Origin of the sequence: Pseudomonas sp. DD1 (assembly GCF_044510355.1) — a bacterium.
In the GTDB taxonomy this organism is placed as follows: Bacteria; Pseudomonadota; Gammaproteobacteria; order Pseudomonadales; family Pseudomonadaceae; genus Aquipseudomonas; species Aquipseudomonas shahriarae.
Map to the genome: position 1 here is coordinate 97,736 of NZ_MSAJ01000001.1, position 18,846 is coordinate 116,581.

Here is an 18,846-nt window from a genome sequence, read left to right on the forward strand (position 1 = left end):
GGTTGCAGGGGAGAGACGGTAATGAGCACCACAGTGCGCGCGCAAGGCTCGGGATCCGAGGGTAAATGGTCCATCACATCCACTGGGGCGGGCGTCGGCCTGGTGGGCCTGTTGCAACTGTGCAGCGGCGGGACCGTGCAGGCCATGGAGTTCAGCGTGCTGGACAACCAGGTCACCGGCTCGTTCGACAGCACCCTGTCTTATGGGCGTCTGTGGCGGGTGCAGGGGCGTGACAAGGGCAACGACGACGTCAACACCAACGACGGCAATCGTAACTTCGATACCGGGCTGGTTTCCGAGGTGTACAAGATCACTTCGGAGCTGGAAGCCAACTATCAGAACTACGGGCTGTTCGTGCGTGGCACGGGGTTCTATGACACCCAGATCATGGACAAGCGCAACGACTACTACCGCAACAACAGCCCGTCGCAACCCAGCCAGAGCCATCCCCAGGATGACCACTTCACCGACCAGACCCGCGACATTGCCGGTAGCCGTGTAGAGATTCTCGACTCCTACATCTATGGCAACTGGGACGTTGGCCAGATGCCTCTGACCGCGCGCCTGGGGCGCCAGGTGTTCAACTGGGGCGAGGGCATTTTCTATCGCGGCGGGGTCAATACCACCAACCCGGTGGACGCGGCCAAGTACCGCCTGCCGGGCGCCGAGGTCAAGGAAGTGCTGATGCCGGTGGAAGCCATCAGCTTCAATATCGGCTTGAGCGACAACCTGTCGATGGAGAGCTTCTATCAGTGGAACTGGAAGGAGACCCGCATCGACCCGGTCGGCACCTTCTATTCCCAGAGCGACCTGTTCGCCGATGGCGGCCGCACGGGGTACAACAACTTCACCGGCAGCGCCCTCGACACCCCGACGCCCATTGGCGGCAACGTCATCGGGTTATACGACGCCCTGGGCAACAACCCGATGTTCGGCGGCATGCTGCGCAGTACCGGGCTGTATGCCAACGGCATGACCCCGGCCTACGGCAACACCCTCAAGGTGGCGTCCATCGGCAAGGACTACAACGCGCGCAACGATGGCCAGTACGGCTTTGCCTTCCGCTACATCGCCGAGGAACTCAACAGCACCGAGTTCGGCCTGTACCTGGTCAACTACCACGCCAAGGAGCCGACCATCGCCGCAGACCTGGCGGGCTACAAGGGCATCGACATGGCGGCGCTGACCAGCATGCTGTCGTCGGTGGCCGGCAGCCAGGCCGCGGCCTTGGCCAATGGCCTGGCGACGGTGGATGTAATGGGCAATATCCAGGCGCACCGGCGTTATGCCGAAGACATCCGCATGTATGGCTTCAGCTTCAACACCACCCTGGGCAAGGCCTCGGTGTTTGGCGAGCTGGCCTACCGGCCGAACCTGCCGATTGGTATCGCCGCGACCAACGACCTGATCGGCGACCTGGCCAATGGCGCCGGCGCGGCGGCGGGCGGGCAGTTCATCAATGTCGGCGGGCAGATGGTCAACCTCAACAGCCAGATCGACAACTCCGAGCGCGTCGAGGCCTTCAACACCTCGCTGGGCAGCATCTACAACTTCGGCCCGGGCCTGAGCTTCGACTCGCTGTTCGGCGTGTTCGAACTGGCCTCCGAGCACCTGCGCGGCAGCAGCCTGAAGTACCAGGCCTACGATGGCAGCACCCGCTACTACGCGGGTAGCGGCAACACCTCTTATGTGTCTGGTGGTGAGCGTGATGACCAGGTCAGCCGTGATTCCTACAGCTATACGGTGATGTTCAACGGCACCTGGAACGACGTGTTCGCCGGGGTCAACCTGTCGCCCTACGCGGTCTACAAGGACGACTTCAAGGGCAACTCCTATCAGGCCGGCAACTACATCGAGGGACGCAAGGCTTACACCCTGGGGCTCAAGGCCAACTACCAGAACAAGCTGGAAGCCGAGCTGCAATACACCGAGTTCTTTGGTGGCGGCCAGAACAACGTGATCCGCGACCGCGACAACATCGGTTTCAACCTCAAGTACTTCCTGTAAGCCGCTGCCGTGCTGCGGCGCGAGGGCGGCTGCCCGCCCTCGTTTTTTTGGAGATTCGCCATGTTCCACACACCTCGAATACTCACCGCCAGCCTGGCCCTGGCCCTCGGCCTGGCCGCCGGCAACGCGCTTGCTGCGCTCTCGCCCCAGGATGCACAACAGCTCAAGGCCCAGCTCACACCGCTCGGCGCCGAGCGCGCGGGCAATGCCGCCGGCACCATCCCGACCTGGGAAGGTGGGATCACCCAGGCCCCCAAGGGCTATGAAAAGGGTAAACACCATGTCGACCCTTTTGCCGGCGACAAGCCGCTGTTCACCATCACCAAGGCTAACCTGGAACAGTACAAGGCCAACCTGACGGCGGGCGAGATCGCCTTGTTCAACAGCTACCCCGACACCTTCCAGATGCCCATCTACCCAAGCCGGCGTTCTGGCTCGGCGCCCCAGTGGGTGTATGACAACACCTTCAAGAACGCCACCAGCGCCAAGCTGCTGGACGGCGGCACCGGCTTCGCCGACGCCTTTGGCGGCGTGCCATTCCCCATTCCGCAAAACGGTGTGGAAGCACTGTGGAACCACATCACCCGCTATCGCGGCACCTACGTGGTTCGCCGTGCTTCGGAAGCGCCCGTGCAGCGCAATGGCAGCTTCGCCCTGGTCACGTCGCAGCAGGAAGGGTTGTTTAACTATTACCGGCAGGGCGGGCAGTACGCCGACCTGAAGAACATCCTGTTCTACTACCTGACCTTCGTAAAAAGCCCGGCCCGCCTGGCCGGTGGCGCGACCCTGGTGCACGAGACCCTCGACCAGATCAAAGACGCGCGCCAAGCCTGGATCTACGACGCCGGCCAACGCCGCGTACGCCGCGCGCCGAACCTGGCGTACGACACGCCGATCTCGTCCTCCGATGGCCTGCGCACGGCAGATGACACCGACATGTTCAACGGCTCGCCGGATCGCTACGACTGGAAACTGCTGGGCAAGAAGGAAATCTACATCCCCTACAACAACTACAAAGTCGCCAGCGCCGACGTGAAATACGCCGACCTGCTCAAGGTCGGACACCTCAACCCGCAATACACGCGCTACGAGCTGCACCGTGTGTGGGTTGTCGAAGGCACCCTGAAACCGACGGCGCGTCACCTGTACTCCAAACGCGTGCTGTACCTCGATGAAGACAGCTGGGGCGCAGCGGTGGTTGACCAGTACGACGGTCGTGGCGAACTGTGGCGGGTGTCGATGGCCTACCTGAAGAACTTCTACGACCTGCCCACGACCTGGAGCGCATTGGATGTGTTCCATGACCTGCAGGCACGGCGTTATTACGTACAGAACCTGGATAACGAAGAACCGCAGACGGTGGATTTTGGCCAGGCGATTCCTGAGGATTCTTACTTTATGCCGTCGGCGTTGCGCTTGCGGGGCACGCGGTAGGTCTACCGGGATTTGAGAGAGCTGCGCAGGTGAGCGCAGCTCTGTGAGGGACCGCCCAGGCAGGGGCTATTCGAACAGCGCGGGATCTACTTTCTTGCGCCGAGCCTGTTCCAGGTGTTTGCGCATTTGGTCGGCTGCTGCAAGGCGGTCTCCTCGTTCGAGGCAATCGAGAATGGCCAGATGCTCCTGCGCCTGGCCTTTGCGTGGCGCTCGCGTGCTGGCTTGGCGGTATTCCACAAGCCTACGCAATTGGTTTAAACGGCGGACCGTTTGTTGCAGGAAGCGATTGCCGGAACACCCCGCCAGCGTCTCGTGAAACTGGGCGTTCGCTTCGAACAGCTCCTGAGGCGTCATGCTCAAGTACCCACCGCCGGCAATGAACTCTTGCTGCTTGCGACAGGCCGCCAGCGTTTCACCATTGATCAGGAATGCGGGGGAGAGCAGGCCGGATGGCTCGATGGTCGCGCGCAAAGCATAGCTTTCTTCATACGCCTCCACTGAGTCGATCATGGGGAGAAAACGCCATCCTTGGCCGGCACGCTGTTCAATCCATCCTTCCTGCTGGATGCGTGATAGAACGGCCCTCAGCGCCGCCCGTGACACATCGAACTGACGCATGAATTCAATCTCGGTGAACAGCTCTGGGAGCTGCCTGCCCAGACGCAATTCGGCAAATTTCAGGTACAGCGGATCGTCACTGCCTTCCATGACTTGCGAGGCCAGATCGACGAGATCCTCGCTGGACCTGGCCAAGAAAAAGCCGCGATTGCGGTCGTAAGTGAGCATGCCTTTTTCGACCAAATGGCCCATCGCAAACTTTACCGGCGTGCGCGATACGTTCAGCGCCGCCGCCAACTGCGACTCAACCAGGTGATGTCCGATAGCAAAGCGCTCACGACGCACGAGAGAAACAATGTCACGCGCAATGCGTGCTTGCAGCGGGCTTAGGGGCATCGGATCGAGACCAAGTAGAGCTGACCATGGAAGCCCCATTCTAGCGTGCCGGTAAGCTTAACCACACCGTAGAAATCGTGGGCGTGGGTGGGCGCCCGATTTGACCGGTACGATGAAGCGGATAAAGCTTGGATTGATCTATATCGTGATAAAGTTCAATATGCGCCTCACAAAAACATTGCCCGTGCAGCCTGTGAGGATTAGCCAATGCCTATGTCAAAGCGTCGAACCGTTAGCGCCAACGGAGTCGAGTACCGTGTCAGCGATATCCGTGGGGTTGTAACTGATCTGGGGGGTGATTACGCAACGCTGCCCTACAGCTTGCGAATCCTGGCCGAGAACGTTTTGCGTGGCGAGACTGATCCTGAAGCCGCACTGAAAGTGATTTGTGCACGCTCCAAAGAATTCGACATTCCGTTTCGACCGGCCAGGGTTGTGCTGCAGGATTTGTTGGGCACGCCGGCACTGGTCGACCTTGCCGGGTTGAGAGATGCCGTCGCCGAGAAAGGTGGCAACCCGCGCCTGGTGAACCCTGTCACCCCCACTCACCTTGTTGTGGATCACTCACTCAATGTCGAGCGTTGGGGCGATGCCAGCGCGCAGGCCGATAACGAGGCCATCGAGCGCGTACGCAATGCCGAGCGTTTCCAGTTCCTGGACTGGTGCAACAAGGCGTTCAGCAATCTTTCGATCATTCCCTCGGGCAAAGGCATTCTGCACCAGATCAACCTTGAGCGCCTGACCACCGTCGTGGGTACTCAGCGCCGTGGCAATGAGCTGTGGGCTTTCCCGGATACGCTGGTAGGCACCGACAGCCATACAACGATGATTAACGCCATTGGCGTATTGGGCTGGGGGGTTGGGGGGATCGAAGCCGAAGCTGCGATGCTGGGCAAATCGCTGATGCTGCGATTGCCGGACATTGTCGGGGTACGCCTGGAGGGCTACTTGCCTGGGGGCTATCTTGCGACCGACATCGCGCTGGCGTTGACTGAGCAACTTCGTAAAGCGGGGGTTATCGGTGCTTTCCTGGAGTTCTTCGGCCCGGGTGTCGCGCAACTGTCGCTGGCAGACCGGGGAACCTTATCGAACATGGCGCCGGAATTCGGTGCGACAGCGGCAATGTTCGCAATTGATGATCGCACGCTTCACTACCTTCGTATGACCGGGCGTGGCGGTGAGATTTCCGGCCTCACCGAGGCGTATGCGCGTGCACAGGGGCTGTGGCATGACAGTCTCGCGGGCGTTGAATACAACCGGGTCGTGACCCTTGATCTCAGCACCGTCGCGCGCTCGATTGCCGGGCCGAAGCAGCCTCACCAGCGTATTGTGCTGGGGCAAAAGGCGCCAGCTACCCAACTGCCTGGCGGCCTGGACAATGGCTCTGTGGTGCTCGCCGCCATCACCAGTTGCACCAATACGTCCAACCCCCGTGGAGTGATTGCTGCTGGGCTGGTTGCACGTAACGCCCGCAAGCGTGGACTGAAAAGAGCGCCTTGGGTTAAGACGTCCTTCGCCCCGGGTTCGAGGGTGGTGTCGGACTATCTTGAGCGGTCTGGCTTGAATGAGGACCTGGATGCGTTAGGTTTCAACCTGGTCGGCTATGGCTGCACGACCTGCAACGGTATGTCCGGCCCGTTGCTCAGTACCGAAATCGAAGACGAAATTCGGGCTCGCAAGCTGGAAACCGTGGCCGCTACTTCCGGCAACCGTAACTTTGAAGGGCGTGTTCACCCGTTGGCCCGCGAAGTCTTCATCATGTCTGCGCCGCTGATCGTTGCGTACGCGATTGCAGGTACCTACCTGATCGACCCGGAAAAAGATGCATTGGGTCTCGACGACGATGGCGTGCCGGTCTATCTCCACGAATTGTGGCCGAGCGATGAGGAACTGACGCAAATCGAAGCCGATAATCTGACTGCCGATTTGTTCGACAAGGCCTACGAAGATGTTCCCCGTGAAGCGGGCTTGATTGCCAGCGACCTGCGCGCCGGCGTCAGCGATCAGTATCCCTGGCAGGCCAACAGCACCTACATCCGCAAACCTCCCTACTGGAGTGATGCGGTGAGTGCCACAGACACCACCCAGGACCTCAGCAACATGCGTGTGCTGGCCATGCTCTCGGACAACATCACCACCGATCACATCTCGCCCTCTGGCGCGATTCTTCCAGAAAGCGATGCGGGTCAATACTTGCAATCCCACGGCATCGCGGTACAGGACTTCAACTCATATGGCACTCGCCGCGGCAACCATGAGGCCGCGCAGCGTGCGACCTTCGCAAGCCCCCGTCTGAAAAATGAACTGCTTGAAGATGGCCGTGAAGGCCCGTGGACATTGCTTCTGCCCGAGAAAAAAGTCACCACGATTTTCCAGGCCGCGCAGATTTACGCGCAACGCAAGCAGCCGCTGATCGTTGTGGCCGGCAAAGAGTACGGCAGCGGTTCTTCCCGTGACTGGGCGGCAAAGGGCCCGCGCCTGTTAGGCGTGCGGGTGGTCGTGGCCGAAAGCTTCGAACGCATTCACCGCACCAACCTGGCGGGTCTCGGCATTTTGCCTTTGCAGTTTGAAGACGGTGTTTCTCGCCAGAGCCTGGGCTTGAACGGACGCGAATTATTCAGCGTTGAAGGCATCACCCAAGACTTCCAGCCGGGCGCAACAATCACCCTGGTGATCGAGCGTGAGAATGGCGAGAAAGAGCGGGTGTCGGTCTTGAGCCGCCTGGACACCTTCGAAGACGTTCGCTACTTGCGCAGCGGTGGTTTGCTGCCGCAGCTGCTGATCGAAAGTATGCAGAGCGCCTCCCTCAACTGATGCAACGCTGATTCGCTGGAGTAAAACTAGAATGACCCAAAGACGTATTCCTGCCGTTTACATGCGTGGTGGCTCGAGCAAGGGCGTTTTCTTTCTTGAGGAGCACCTGCCGCCCGCAGGTGCTGAGCGGGATGCCATCCTTCTGCGGGTGATCGGCAGCCCCGATGTGTATGGCAAGCAGATAGATGGCATGGGCGGCGCCACTTCCAGTACCAGTAAGGTGGTGATCATCGGTCAATCCAGGCGTGACGACTGTGATGTCGACTATCTGTTTGGTGCACCCGCCATCGAGACGGCGGTCATCGACTGGTCTGGTAACTGTGGAAATCTGAGTGCGGCGGTTGGCCCCTACGCGATATCCCAAGGTCTCGTCGAGGCACCGCTTGATGGCATGGCCGTTGTTCGTATCTGGCAGGCCAACATCCAGAAAAGAATCATTGCTTATGTTCCGATGCGCGACGGCGAAGTCCAGGAAGAGGGCGACTTCATGCTCGACGGCGTGGCATTTCCGGCAGCGGAAGTCGTTCTGGAGTTTCTCAACCCCGGTGGTGCAGACGGCAGCCTTCTTCCAACGGGGAATGCCGTCGACGAACTGCACGTACCGGGCCTTGGTAAGCTTGCAGTGACATTGCTGAATGCCGGCAACCCGACCATCTTTATAGACGCGCAGCAGGTGGGCTTGAAGGGAACCGAGACACAAGACCAGGTCAACGGTGATACGCAGTTACTTGCCCGGCTGGAGACCATTCGCGCGCATTGCACTGTAGCCATGGGCTTGGCCGAGAGTGCTGACGAAGCAACACGGTGGCGTCCTCATACGCCGAAGCTTTGCCTGGTTGCCAGGCCGCAACCCTACAAAGCCGCCGGGGGTAAGCAGGTTGAGCCTGAGGACATCGATGTGATTGCGCGAATACTTTCAATGGGCAAGCTTCACCATGCGATCACTGGCACCGGAGCGGTTGCCGTGGCAGTTGCCGCAGCGCTTGATGGCACCTTGGTCAATCGCATCGTCGGCAATATCGGCGATCGTCAGGTGCGCATGGGGCATACCGCCGGCAGCGTCGCGGTCGGCGCGAAAACCGTCCTGGAAGATGGCGCCTGGGTGGTTGAAAAAGCAGTAATGAGCCGGAGTGCACGCCGACTGATGGAAGGCTGGGTATGCCTCCCCGAACTCCTTGTTGACCCTATGCATCGACGTGCTCAGCCATGTTCCATGGCGGCTAAGGCGAGCAACCATGAACGTTGATATGGCTGCAGTACGAAATGATTTAGCGCCAAGTGGTGAACTGCGAGTGGCGATCAACTTGGGTAATCCCGTTTTGGCCCAGCGCGATGCGGTCACTGGCCGATTGGGAGGCGTCTCGGTTGCACTCGCGAACGAGTTGGCGAAGGAGTTGGGGATTGCAGTCAACCTGATGCCATTCGACGCGGCTGGGAAAGTGTTCGCGGCCTTGGAGGAGGGGATTTGGGATTTGGCGTTTCTGGCTATCGAGCCTGTACGAGCGCAAAAGATCTGCTTCTCCAGTCCCTATGTGAGCATCGATGGCACCTACCTCGTTCATGCAGCAAGCCCTTTCGAACGTGCATCTGATTTGGATATCCAAGGCCACAGAATTTCTGTCGGCCGAGGTGCTGCGTATGACCTGTACCTGTCACGCACCCTGCAACATGCTGAGCTTGTTCGAGCGGACACCTCTGCAAGTGCCGTCGACCTCTTTTTACAGCAGGGGCTGGAAGCAGCGGCCGGGGTCAGACAGCCTTTGGAGCGGTTTGCAAACTCAACCACAGGGGTCAGGGTACTGAAAGACAACTTCACGGAAATTCGCCAGGCGATGGCTGTTCCGAAGGCACGCAGAATTGCGGCTGAATACATCGAAGACTTCATCTGCCGTCTTGTGAGGGGTGGTTTTGTGGCCAAGTTGTTAGCTGATAGTGGGCAAGGCGATGTACGTGTTGTGGTGCCGATTATTTGAACTGTGGCTAGTTAGCGAGTGCATCTTTGTTGGCGCCAAGGGGGGGAGGCTGAATGTCTCTGAGGAGGGGGCAGGTTTATTTTGGACAATTAAAAAGCCGGCTTGTGGCCGGCTTCTCGGGGACTGGTTAAGTCTATTTTTGGTAAACCTCACCAGCCTTCAATCGTTCACTCAAGCGCTCGCCCAAGTGATAGAGGGGGGCATCAGCGGGAACTCCTCCGCATCGCCGGGCAGGGTGTGCTGGCTTCACGCCAACCCCTGCCAAATGTGCCGCGCATGATACTCACATTCCCCGCAGTTTCCCAGCGTCTAGTCTGATTTAGAGCCGTCGTAGCCTATCAAGTGTTCGTCCAGCGGGACCGGTGGGCGGCGGTTGTTGAGGGTGGACCACCAGAATACCCAGCCCAGGATGTGTACGTTTTGCTCGAAGCGCTGGTCGTAGGTCAGGAATTCGTCGGGGTGTTCGCTGTTGTTGTGGCTGCGCATGCGCAGGCCGCCGCCGGGGCGGTTGTAGAGGTATTTGATGCGCAGCATGCCGTGGTGTTCGAGGGCGTAGATTTCGCCGTCGATGATTTGGGTGCGGCCGCGGTCGATGGCGAGGATGGCGCCATCCTGGATGATGTCGATCATGCTGTTGCCGACCATGTAGGCCCCCAGGGCGCGGTCGGCGGTGACGTTGAGTTGTTCCAGGGTGCGCAGGGAGAGGCGCAGGCTTTCCTGGGAGTTGAATGAGGTGTGGAGGGGGATCTCCACGTCGATCTTTTCCGGGCCGCTATTGGGGCCGCAGAGGTAATGGCCGCAGTCTTCACGGGCGGCAGCGCTGTTTCCGTGGTTGGGGCCTTCCAGCTGGAGGTTGGTCGGCGGGTGTTTAGGGCCTTCGCCGGTACGTAGCCAGCGGCTGGTGACACACAGCAGTTCTGCTATTTCGTCGAGCCGGGCCAAGGGCACGCCGCGCTTGAACCAGTTGTTCACATGCTGGGGCGTGACGTCGCGATTCTTGGCGAAGTCGGATGCGGAAAGATGAACTTCCCGAAGTAACATTCTTAAGCGATCACCTGATGTATTCATAAACGCAGAGTTTACTGTCCGGAAAACAAGATCAAATAAACCATGCGTTGAGTTGGTGTATGTAGGTGTTTCCTTATTGCAAGTAAAATCTTGTACGGATTCTATCTAGTTAAACGTTAGTTGTTGTTTTGTTTATTTAATTGAACTTGTTGTTTATTTTTTCCCACAAAAAAGCCCCGAGTGATCGGGGCTTTTTTAGATTGCCGTGGCAATGAGTAGCGGTATTAGCCTTTGTAGGCAGCTACCGACTTCATGATCTCGGCACGGGCGGCGTCTGCGTTGCCCCAACCGTCGATCTTCACCCATTTGCCTTTTTCGAGGTCTTTGTAGTTCTCGAAGAAGTGCTTGATCTGCTCCAGCAACAGTGGCGGCAGGTCGGTGTATTCCTTCACATCGACGTACAGCTGGGACAGCTTGTCGTGTGGCACTGCGATGACTTTGGCATCGCCGCCGCCGTCGTCGGTCATGTTCAGGATGCCAACCGGGCGGGCGCGGATGACCGAGCCTGGGGTGACCGGGTAAGGGGTCACGACCAGCACGTCGAGGGGGTCGCCGTCGTCAGCCAAAGTGTTGGGGATAAAACCGTAGTTGGCCGGGTAGAACATCGGGGTGGCCATGAAACGGTCAACGAACAGGCAGTCGCTGTCTTTGTCGATTTCGTACTTGATCGGCGCATGGTTGGCCGGAATCTCGATGGCGACGTAGATGTCGTTCGGCAGGTCTTTGCCAGCCGGAATCTTGCTGTAGCTCATTGGGCGTTGCCCCCGTAGTTGGCCAAGTAAATTGGCCGGATTGGCCTAAAAGTGGCGGCGATTATAGGCATATTCCTGCGCCGATGCCACGCGCCAGACGTCGTACGGTACTTAGCCTTCAGTCTGATAGCGCGGGTCGCTGGCTTGCAGATGTTTCAGGCGTGCCAGTGGATCCTGGCGGTAAAACTGGCTCAGTTGCCCGTAGACCTGTGGATAACTGTCCACCAGCAAATCCGGGGCGCTGAAAAAATATTCGCTGGTGACCGCAAAAAACTCTGCCGGGTTTTCCGCGGCATACGGGTCGATGGCAGTTTCTGCGTCGGGGTTGTGGTCGAGCTGGCGGTTGAGGTCATCAAACGCGCTCTGCATCACGCTGGCCCACTCCTGGACGCGCATGTCGCTGTGCAGCGGCGGCAGGCCGTTGGCGTCGCCATTGAGCATGTCGAGCTTATGCGCCAGTTCGTGGATCACCAGGTTGTAGCCTTCCCAATTGCCGCTGGCCAGTACGCCCGGCCAGGCGAGGATCACCGGGCCTTGCTGCCAGGCTTCGCCGCTGTGCTCGCCATCCCATTCATGTTCCACGCCGCTGGCGTCGCGATGGCGCTGGGGGCTGCGAAAATCATCGGGGTAGAGAATGATTTCATGGAAGCCCTGGTACCACTCCAACTCGCCTAGGTTCATCAGTGGCAGTTGGGCCTGGGCGGCGAGCAGCAGGCGTTGTTCCTGGTGCAGATCGACGCCGGGCAGGGCAGTCAGGTGTTTTTCGGCGAGGAACAGCACGCTGGCCTCACGTAACCATTGGTCCTGTTCGGCGCTGATGCCGTCGAGGAAGGTCAGGTGATGGCGCACCCGTTGCCACGTTTCATCGGCAACCGGGTGCTTGGCCAGGAGGCGCCGGCGACGCCAGGCGCTGAGGGACCACATGGCCGATCAGTGCGGCTTGGCTTCGGAGGAGGTGCGGCCAAAGCGGCTGCGGGCCACGCCAATGATCATCGGCACCAGCGACAGCAGGATGATGAACACCACCAGCAGCGACAGGTTTTTCTTGATGAACGGTACGTTACCGAAGAAGTAGCCGAGGGTGACCAGGCCACCGACCCAGAGGATGGTGCCCAGCACGCTGAAGCCGAAAAAGCGCGGATACGGCATTTTGGCGACACCGGCGACGAACGGCGCGAAGGTGCGCAGGATCGGCAGGAAGCGCGCCAGGGTCACGGTTTTGCCGCCGTGCTTGTCGTAGAAGTCGTGGGTCTTTTGCAGGTAGTCGCGGCGGAAGATTTTCGAATTGGGGTTGCTGAACAAGCGTTCCCCGGCGGTGCGGCCGATCACATAGTTGGTGCTGTCACCGAGGATCGCCGCCAGCATCAGCAGGCCGCCCAGCAGGACCGGGTCCATGCCGCCACCGGCAGCGACGGCGCCCGCAATAAACAGCAGGGAATCGCCGGGCAGGAACGGCATGACCACCAGGCCGGTTTCGCAAAAAATCACCAGGAACAGGATGGCGTAGATCCACGGACCGTAATTGGTTACCAGCAAGTCGAGGTACACGTCGAGATGCAGGATAAGGTCGAGCGGGTTGAAATCCATGGATGGCACCTGTGTGAATGGCCCGACTCAGCGGGCCTGTGCGGAGGCTTCGGGCAATAAGGCTACGTGTGTATGCCGTTTTTCCTACAACCCTAAAACGTCGGCATTATACGGACTGAGTGATGAAAAGCGTGCTGGTTTTGTAGCGGGGGATGTCGCGGCTATTCTGGCTAGCACTGATCCAAATGTGGGAGCGGGCTTGCTCGCGATAACGGTGGGTCAGTTAAAAATACATCAACTGAACCACCGCTATCGCGAGCAAGCCCGCACACATTTTTTGGGTGTTTGGGCGAATGGCTTCAGTCTTCGCTGATCGGCAATGTGTAGTTCTTGAACTCGGTATCTTCGCGAAAGCCCATGGACTCATAGGTCTTCTGCGCCACCGCGTTATTACTGCTGGTGGACACGCGCAAACGCACGGCATTGGTTTCCTTGGCCATTTTTTTCGCTGCGCGCATCAGGTTGTCGGCCACCAGTTGGCGGCGGGCGTCCTCGGCGACGTAGATGTCATTGAGGATCCACACCCGTTTCAACGACAGCGAAGAAAAGCTCGGATACAGCTGGCAGAAGCCCAGCAGCTTGCTGTCGTCGTCATCCGGCAGCGCCAGGTAGATCACCGACTCCTTGCGCCGCAGACGTTTCTCCAGAAACGCCCGGGAGGAGTCCGGAAAGGGCAGCGCGCCATAGAACTCGCGGTATTTGACGAATAATGGGGTCAACAGGTCCAGGTGTTCCAGAGTCGCTTGAGTAATCCGCATGCTAGGCCTCAACTTCTATAGGAATACAACGGCAAACGGTCCATTACTCGGGCGCCCGCTGCTTGATGCTGCCTAAAGCGGTGAAAAATCGCAATCGTGCCGGCATCAGTCCTTGGTTGGGCTGAGCAGGAAATTGCCTTTCATCAGGTCCGGATCATCCGATTCCAGGGTCTGAACCTGCGCCTCATCCTTGAGATTGACCCCCGACAACTGCCGCCGACAGGCCTCGCGCATCAGGTACAGCAGGCGGTGCGCGGCCATGCCGTAGCTCAGACCCTCCAGGCGCACATTGGAAATACAGTTGCGGTAGGCGTCGGTCAGGCCGACCTTGGGGTTATAGGTGAAGTACAGCCCCAGGCTGTCCGGCGAGCTGAGCCCTGGCCGCTCGCCGATCAGGATCACCACCATTTTTGCCCCAAGTAACTGGCCGATCTCATCGGCCACCGCCACCCGGCCTTGTTCCACCAGGATCACCGGCGACAAGGACCAGCCTTCAGCGTGGGTCTGTTCTTCCATGCGTGTCAGAAACGGCACGGTGTGTTTATGCACAGCCAGGGCCGATAAACCATCGGCCACTACCACCGCCAGGTCCACACCGCCCGGGTTGGCCTGGGCGTAGTCGCGCAGGGTCTGGGCCGACTCATCGCTCAGGCGCCGTCCCAGGTCCGGGCGTTGCAGGTAGCTGTGGCGGTCGGGCGCGGCGCTGTGCAGCAACAGGCTATCGCGGCCGCGCTCGGCCATCTGGCTGCTCAGGCCGGTATGGTCAAACGGTAGGTGTACCGCGTCGCGGGCCTGGGCATGGGCGAACTGGAAGTCCAGTTGCGCGCCGGTGGGAATACTGGTGCCGGTGCGGCCCAGGGCGATTCGTGCCGGGGTCAGGCGCCGCAGCTCCAGCCAGGGGTTATCGCTTTCAGGTGTGTCGATTTGCACTGGAGGCTCCTTCATCCCAATTGCGCCAAGGCGTGGCGGAAGGCTGGTGGCAGGTTGTTACCAAACCGCACCTTGCCATCGGCTTGCGTGAAGATGCCCATTTTCGCCAGCCACTGTTCAAACTCCGGCGCGGGCTTTAAACCCAGGGTTTGCCTGGCGTACAGCGCGTCGTGGAAGGATGTGGTCTGGTAGTTGAGCATGATGTCGTCGGAACCCGGGATGCCCATGATGAAGTTGATCCCGGCTACGCCCAGCAAGGTCAGCAGGGTGTCCATATCGTCCTGGTCGGCTTCGGCATGGTTGGTGTAGCAGATGTCGCAACCCATGGGCACGCCGAGCAGCTTGCCGCAGAAATGGTCTTCGAGGCCGGCGCGGATGATTTGCTTGCCGTTGTACAGGTACTCGGGGCCGATAAAACCGACCACCGTGTTGACCAAAAATGGCTTGAAGTGCCGCGCCACTGCATAGGCACGGGTTTCGCAGGTTTGTTGATCAATCCCGAAATGCGCGTTGGCCGACAGGGCGCTGCCCTGGCCCGTCTCGAAATACATCAGGTTTTGCCCCAGGGTCCCGCGATTCAGGCTCAGGCCTGCGTCGTAGCCTTCCTGCAGCACATTCAGGTTGATCCCGAAGCTGGCGTTGGCCGCCTCGGTGCCGGCGATCGACTGGAACACCAGGTCCAGCGGCACGCCGCGGTTGATCGCTTCGATGGAGGTGGTGACGTGGGTCAGCACACAGGCCTGGGTCGGGATCTCGTAGCGCTGGATGATCGCGTCGAGCATTTCCAGCATGGCGCAAATCGAGGCGATGCTGTCGGTGGCCGGGTTGATGCCGATCATGGCGTCGCCGTTGCCGTACAGCAGCCCATCGAGGATGCTCGCGGCGATGCCCGCCGGCTCATCCGTCGGATGGTTAGGTTGCAGGCGCGTGGACAAGCGCCCGCGCAGGCCCATGGTGCCGCGAAACTGGGTGACGACGCGGATCTTCTGCGCCACCAGCACCAGGTCCTGCACACGCATGATCTTCGACACGGCGGCGGCCATTTCCGGGGTCAACCCCGGCGCCAGTGCACGCAGGCTGTGTTCGTCGGCCGCGTCACTGAGTAGCCAGTCCCGCAGGCCGCCGACGGTCAGGTGGCTGACCACGGCAAAGGCCTGCTGGTCGTGGGTGTCGATGATCAGCCGGGTGACTTCGTCGCTTTCGTAGGGGATCAGCGCCTCTTCCAGGAAGTGCTTCAACGGGATATTGGCCAGGGCCATTTGCGCCGCCACACGTTCGCCGTCGTTCTGTGCGGCGACGCCGGCGAGAAAATCCCCGGAGCGGGCGGGACTGGCCTTGGCCATCACGTCCTTGAGGCTGTCGAAACGGTAGGTCAATGCACCGACCGAGTGGGAAAAACTTGCCATACAGACTCTCCATGACGACGCGGGCGGTGGCCCGCGCCGTGGTTTACGGCGTTAGTGCAAGGCGGCCTCTGCGGCCTGGATCGCCGCGAACTCTTCTTCCGGCGTGCCTGCTACCAAGTGATGCCGACTGTAGAAAGCGAAGTAAGCAATTAATACTCCATAGATGATCGCCGCGCCAATCACCACGCGCGGATCCACCAGGAAGCCCGCCACCACGGCGATGCAGGCCAGTATCAGGGCCAGGCCCGAGGTGAAGATGCCGCCCGGCGTGCGGTATGGGCGCTCCATTTTGGGGCGACGGATGCGCAGGGTGATGTGCGCGGCCATCATCAGCACGTAGGAAATGGTCGCGCCAAACACCGCCACCAGGATCAGCAGGTCGCCCTGGCCGGTCAGCGACAGGCCAAAACCGATGATCCCGGGAATGACCAGGGCCAGCACCGGTGCCTTGCTTTTATTGGTTTGCGACAGTTTGCGCGGCAGGTAGCCAGCGCGGGACAGGGCGAAAATCTGCCGGGAGTAGGCATAGATGATCGAGAAGAAGCTCGCGATCAGTCCGGCCAGGCCCACCAGGTTGACGAAGCTGCCCATCCAGGTCGAGCCACCGTAGGCCAGGGCCAGGGATTCCACCAACGGGTTGCCGGACTTGATCAGCGCCAGGGTGCCGGCGCCGCCGGGGGCAATCACCAGGATCAGCAGGGCAAAGCTGGTGAGCACCACAATCGCGCCGATCAAGCCGCGGGGCAGGTCGCGCTTGGGGTTCTTGGTTTCTTCGGCGGCCAGGGGCACGCCTTCGACGGCGAGGAAGAACCAGATCGCATAAGGAATCGCGGCCCACACGCCGACATAGCCGAACGGCAGGAAACTGCTGGCGCCCTTGGCTTCGGTCACGGGAATGTCCAGCAGATTGGCGACGTTGAAGTGCGGCACCATCGCCACCAGGAACACGCCCAGGGCAATTGCGGCGACGGCGGTAATCACAAACATCAACTTCAGCGCTTCACCGACGCCAAAGATATGGATGCCGATAAAGATGATGTAGAACGCCAGGTAGATCATCCAGCCTCCAATGCCGAACAGTGATTCGCAATAGGCACCGATAAACACCGCGATGGCGGCGGGGGCGATGGCGTATTCGATCAGGATCGCCGTGCCGGTGAGAAATCCTCCCCAGGGGCCGAAGGCGCTGCGGGCAAAACCATAGCCGCCACCGGCGGTAGGGATCATGGAGGACAGTTCGGCCAGGGAGAAACACATGCACAAGTACATGGTGGCCATCAGGAGTGTGGCGAGGAACATCCCGCCCCAGCCGCCTTGGGCCAGGCCGAAGTTCCAGCCGGCGTAGTCGCCGGAAATGACATAGGCAACGCCGAGGCCGACTAATAGCACCCAGCCGGCGGCGCCTTTTTTCAATTCTCGTTGTTGGAAGTATTCGGAGCCGACTTTTTCGAAGTCGACGGAGGATCCTGTCGGTTCGCTAGGCATGGGAAAGTACCTTGTTTTTATTGTTTTAACTCGGCGGATGTCTGCCGAATGCACGTCGCAACTATTGATGAAGATCCAAGTGTGGGAGCGAGCAAGCCCGCTCCCACATTTAATTGCATTTCAAGTGTGGGAGCGGGGGAGGGTTAGAAGAAACCCAGTGGGTTGATGTCGTAGCTCACCAGCAGGTTCTTGGTCTGCTGATAGTGATCCAACATCATCTTGTGCGTCTCACGGCCCACACCGGACTTCTTGTAACCACCAAACGCGGCATGCGCCGGGTACAGGTGGTAGCAGTTGGTCCACACACGCCCGGCCTTGATCGCCCGGCCCATGCGGTAGGCGCGGTTGATGTCGCGGGTCCACAAGCCGGCACCCAGGCCAAACTCGGTGTCGTTGGCGATCGCCAGGGCTTCGGCTTCGTCCTTGAAGGTGGTGATGCTCACCACCGGGCCAAAGATTTCTTCCTGGAACACGCGCATCTTGTTGGTGCCCTTGAGCAGGGTCGGCTGGATGTAATAGCCGGTCGCCAGGTCGCCGGTCAGCTTCTCCACTTTACCGCCCGTCAACAGCTCGGCGCCTTCGCCCTTGGCGATTTCCAGGTACGACAGGATCTTGTCGAACTGTTGCTCGGACGCCTGGGCACCCACCATGGTGTCGGTGTCCAGTGGGTCGCCACGCTTGATCGACTCGACCTTCTTCATCACCACCTTCATGAAGTCGTCGTAGATCGACTCTTCCACCAGCGCGCGGGAGGGGCAGGTGCATACTTCGCCCTGGTTGAAGAACGCCAGCACCAGGCCTTCGGCGGCCTTTTCGATAAATTGCGGTTCGGCTTTCATGATGTCGGCGAAGAAGATGTTCGGCGACTTGCCGCCCAGCTCAACGGTGGACGGAATAATGTTTTCGGCCGCGCAATGCATGATGTGCGAACCCACCGGCGTGGAGCCGGTAAAGGCGATCTTGGCGATGCGCTTGCTGGTCGCCAGGGCTTCGCCCGCTTCCTTGCCGAAGCCGTGCACCACGTTCAGCACGCCCGGTGGCAGCAGGTCGCCGATCACTTCCATCAGCACGTTGATGCCCAGCGGGGTCTGCTCGGCAGGCTTGAGTACCACGCAGTTACCGGCGGCCAGGGCGGGCGCGAGTTTCCAGGCGGCCATCAGCAGCGGGAAGTTCCACGGGATGATCTGCCCGACCACGCCCAGGGGTTCGTGGAAGTGATAGGCGGCGGTGTGTTCGTTGATCTCGGCGCTGCTGCCTTCCTGGGCGCGGATGCAGCCGGCGAAGTAGCGGAAGTGGTCAGCGGCCAGGGGGATATCGGCGTTGAGGGTTTCGCGTACGGCCTTGCCGTTGTCCCAGGTTTCGGTGATGGCCAGCAGTTCGAGGTTCTGTTCGATGCGGTCGGCGATTTTCAGCAGCACCAGCGAGCGGTCCTGGGCCGAGGTCTTGCCCCAGGCATCAGCGGCGGCGTGGGCGGCGTCCAGTGCCTTGTCGATATCTTTGGCAGTGGAGCGTGGGAATTCGGCGATGGGCTTGCCGTTTACCGGCGAAGTATTGGTGAAGTAGTTGCCATCTATCGGGGCCACAAATTCGCCACCGATGTAGTTGCCGTACTTGGCCTTGAACGAAACGATAGCGCCTTCAGTACCGGGGTGTGCATAACGCATGGTGGGTATCTCCT

The 18,846-nt window shown here is 59.9% G+C and carries 14 protein-coding genes and 1 pseudogene; 5 read left to right on the forward strand and 10 right to left on the reverse strand.

Going from position 1 to position 18,846, the window contains the following annotated elements:
• The first annotated feature begins 21 nt into the window (after positions 1 to 21).
• Together PSFL_RS00545 and PSFL_RS00550 are read left to right on the forward strand one after the other, a co-directional pair.
• A complete protein-coding gene (locus PSFL_RS00545; protein WP_081044311.1) occupies positions 22 to 2,007 on the forward strand; it encodes a DUF1302 domain-containing protein in 1,986 nt (661 codons plus the stop codon).
• Between the two features lie 60 nt (positions 2,008 to 2,067).
• On the forward strand, positions 2,068 to 3,441 hold the full coding sequence (locus PSFL_RS00550; RefSeq protein WP_115129093.1) for a DUF1329 domain-containing protein: 1,374 nt from the start codon (positions 2,068 to 2,070) through the stop codon (positions 3,439 to 3,441).
• A 66-nt stretch (positions 3,442 to 3,507) separates the two neighbouring features.
• On the opposite strand, the gene PSFL_RS00555 is transcribed toward PSFL_RS00550, so the two are convergent.
• Positions 3,508 to 4,395, reverse strand: coding sequence for a GntR family transcriptional regulator (locus tag PSFL_RS00555; protein WP_397469548.1), 888 nt, complete (start codon positions 4,393 to 4,395; stop codon positions 3,508 to 3,510).
• 207 nt (positions 4,396 to 4,602) lie between these two features.
• Here PSFL_RS00555 and PSFL_RS00560 point away from each other — a divergent pair, with 207 nt between their 5' ends.
• The 3 genes and pseudogenes from PSFL_RS00560 to PSFL_RS00570 all read left to right on the forward strand — a co-directional run bounded on the left by PSFL_RS00560 (position 4,603) and on the right by PSFL_RS00570 (position 9,182).
• Complete coding sequence (locus PSFL_RS00560; protein WP_169989758.1) at positions 4,603 to 7,209, forward strand: aconitate hydratase; 2,607 nt, start codon at positions 4,603 to 4,605, stop codon at positions 7,207 to 7,209.
• A 31-nt stretch (positions 7,210 to 7,240) separates the two neighbouring features.
• Positions 7,241 to 8,377: pseudogene (gene prpF / locus PSFL_RS00565) on the forward strand (2-methylaconitate cis-trans isomerase PrpF); the annotation flags it as partial.
• 67 nt (positions 8,378 to 8,444) lie between these two features.
• Positions 8,445 to 9,182, forward strand: coding sequence for a transporter substrate-binding domain-containing protein (locus PSFL_RS00570; protein WP_397469549.1), 738 nt, complete (start codon positions 8,445 to 8,447; stop codon positions 9,180 to 9,182).
• A 309-nt stretch (positions 9,183 to 9,491) separates the two neighbouring features.
• Here PSFL_RS00570 and PSFL_RS00575 read toward each other — a convergent pair whose 3' ends face one another.
• The 9 genes from PSFL_RS00575 to PSFL_RS00615 all read right to left on the reverse strand — a co-directional run bounded on the left by PSFL_RS00575 (position 9,492) and on the right by PSFL_RS00615 (position 18,832).
• A complete protein-coding gene (locus PSFL_RS00575) occupies positions 9,492 to 10,250 on the reverse strand; it encodes an XRE family transcriptional regulator (RefSeq protein WP_198792014.1) in 759 nt (252 codons plus the stop codon).
• A gap of 224 nt (positions 10,251 to 10,474) precedes the next feature.
• Complete coding sequence (gene ppa / locus PSFL_RS00580; protein ID WP_003176323.1) at positions 10,475 to 11,002, reverse strand: inorganic diphosphatase; 528 nt, start codon at positions 11,000 to 11,002, stop codon at positions 10,475 to 10,477.
• 111 nt (positions 11,003 to 11,113) lie between these two features.
• Positions 11,114 to 11,926, reverse strand: a complete 813-nt coding sequence (locus PSFL_RS00585) for a zinc-dependent peptidase (protein WP_057438989.1) — start codon at positions 11,924 to 11,926, stop codon at positions 11,114 to 11,116.
• 6 nt (positions 11,927 to 11,932) lie between these two features.
• Positions 11,933 to 12,589 (reverse strand): DedA family protein, encoded by a 657-nt coding sequence (locus PSFL_RS00590; RefSeq protein ID WP_038443607.1) that lies wholly within the window; start codon positions 12,587 to 12,589, stop codon positions 11,933 to 11,935.
• A 299-nt stretch (positions 12,590 to 12,888) separates the two neighbouring features.
• Complete coding sequence (locus PSFL_RS00595; RefSeq protein ID WP_057438990.1) at positions 12,889 to 13,347, reverse strand: N-acetyltransferase; 459 nt, start codon at positions 13,345 to 13,347, stop codon at positions 12,889 to 12,891.
• Positions 13,348 to 13,452: 105 nt separating this feature from the next.
• Positions 13,453 to 14,292, reverse strand: coding sequence for an ethanolamine ammonia-lyase subunit EutC (gene eutC, locus PSFL_RS00600; protein ID WP_057438991.1), 840 nt, complete (start codon positions 14,290 to 14,292; stop codon positions 13,453 to 13,455).
• Positions 14,289 to 15,683, reverse strand: a complete 1,395-nt coding sequence (locus PSFL_RS00605; protein ID WP_057960716.1) for an ethanolamine ammonia-lyase subunit EutB — start codon at positions 15,681 to 15,683, stop codon at positions 14,289 to 14,291. Before PSFL_RS00605 ends, eutC begins: the two co-directional genes overlap by 4 nt.
• A 51-nt stretch (positions 15,684 to 15,734) precedes the next feature.
• A complete protein-coding gene (gene eat / locus PSFL_RS00610; RefSeq protein WP_057438992.1) occupies positions 15,735 to 17,168 on the reverse strand; it encodes an ethanolamine permease in 1,434 nt (477 codons plus the stop codon).
• A gap of 143 nt (positions 17,169 to 17,311) precedes the next feature.
• Complete coding sequence (locus PSFL_RS00615; RefSeq protein WP_057438993.1) at positions 17,312 to 18,832, reverse strand: aldehyde dehydrogenase family protein; 1,521 nt, start codon at positions 18,830 to 18,832, stop codon at positions 17,312 to 17,314.
• Positions 18,833 to 18,846 lie beyond the last annotated feature (14 nt).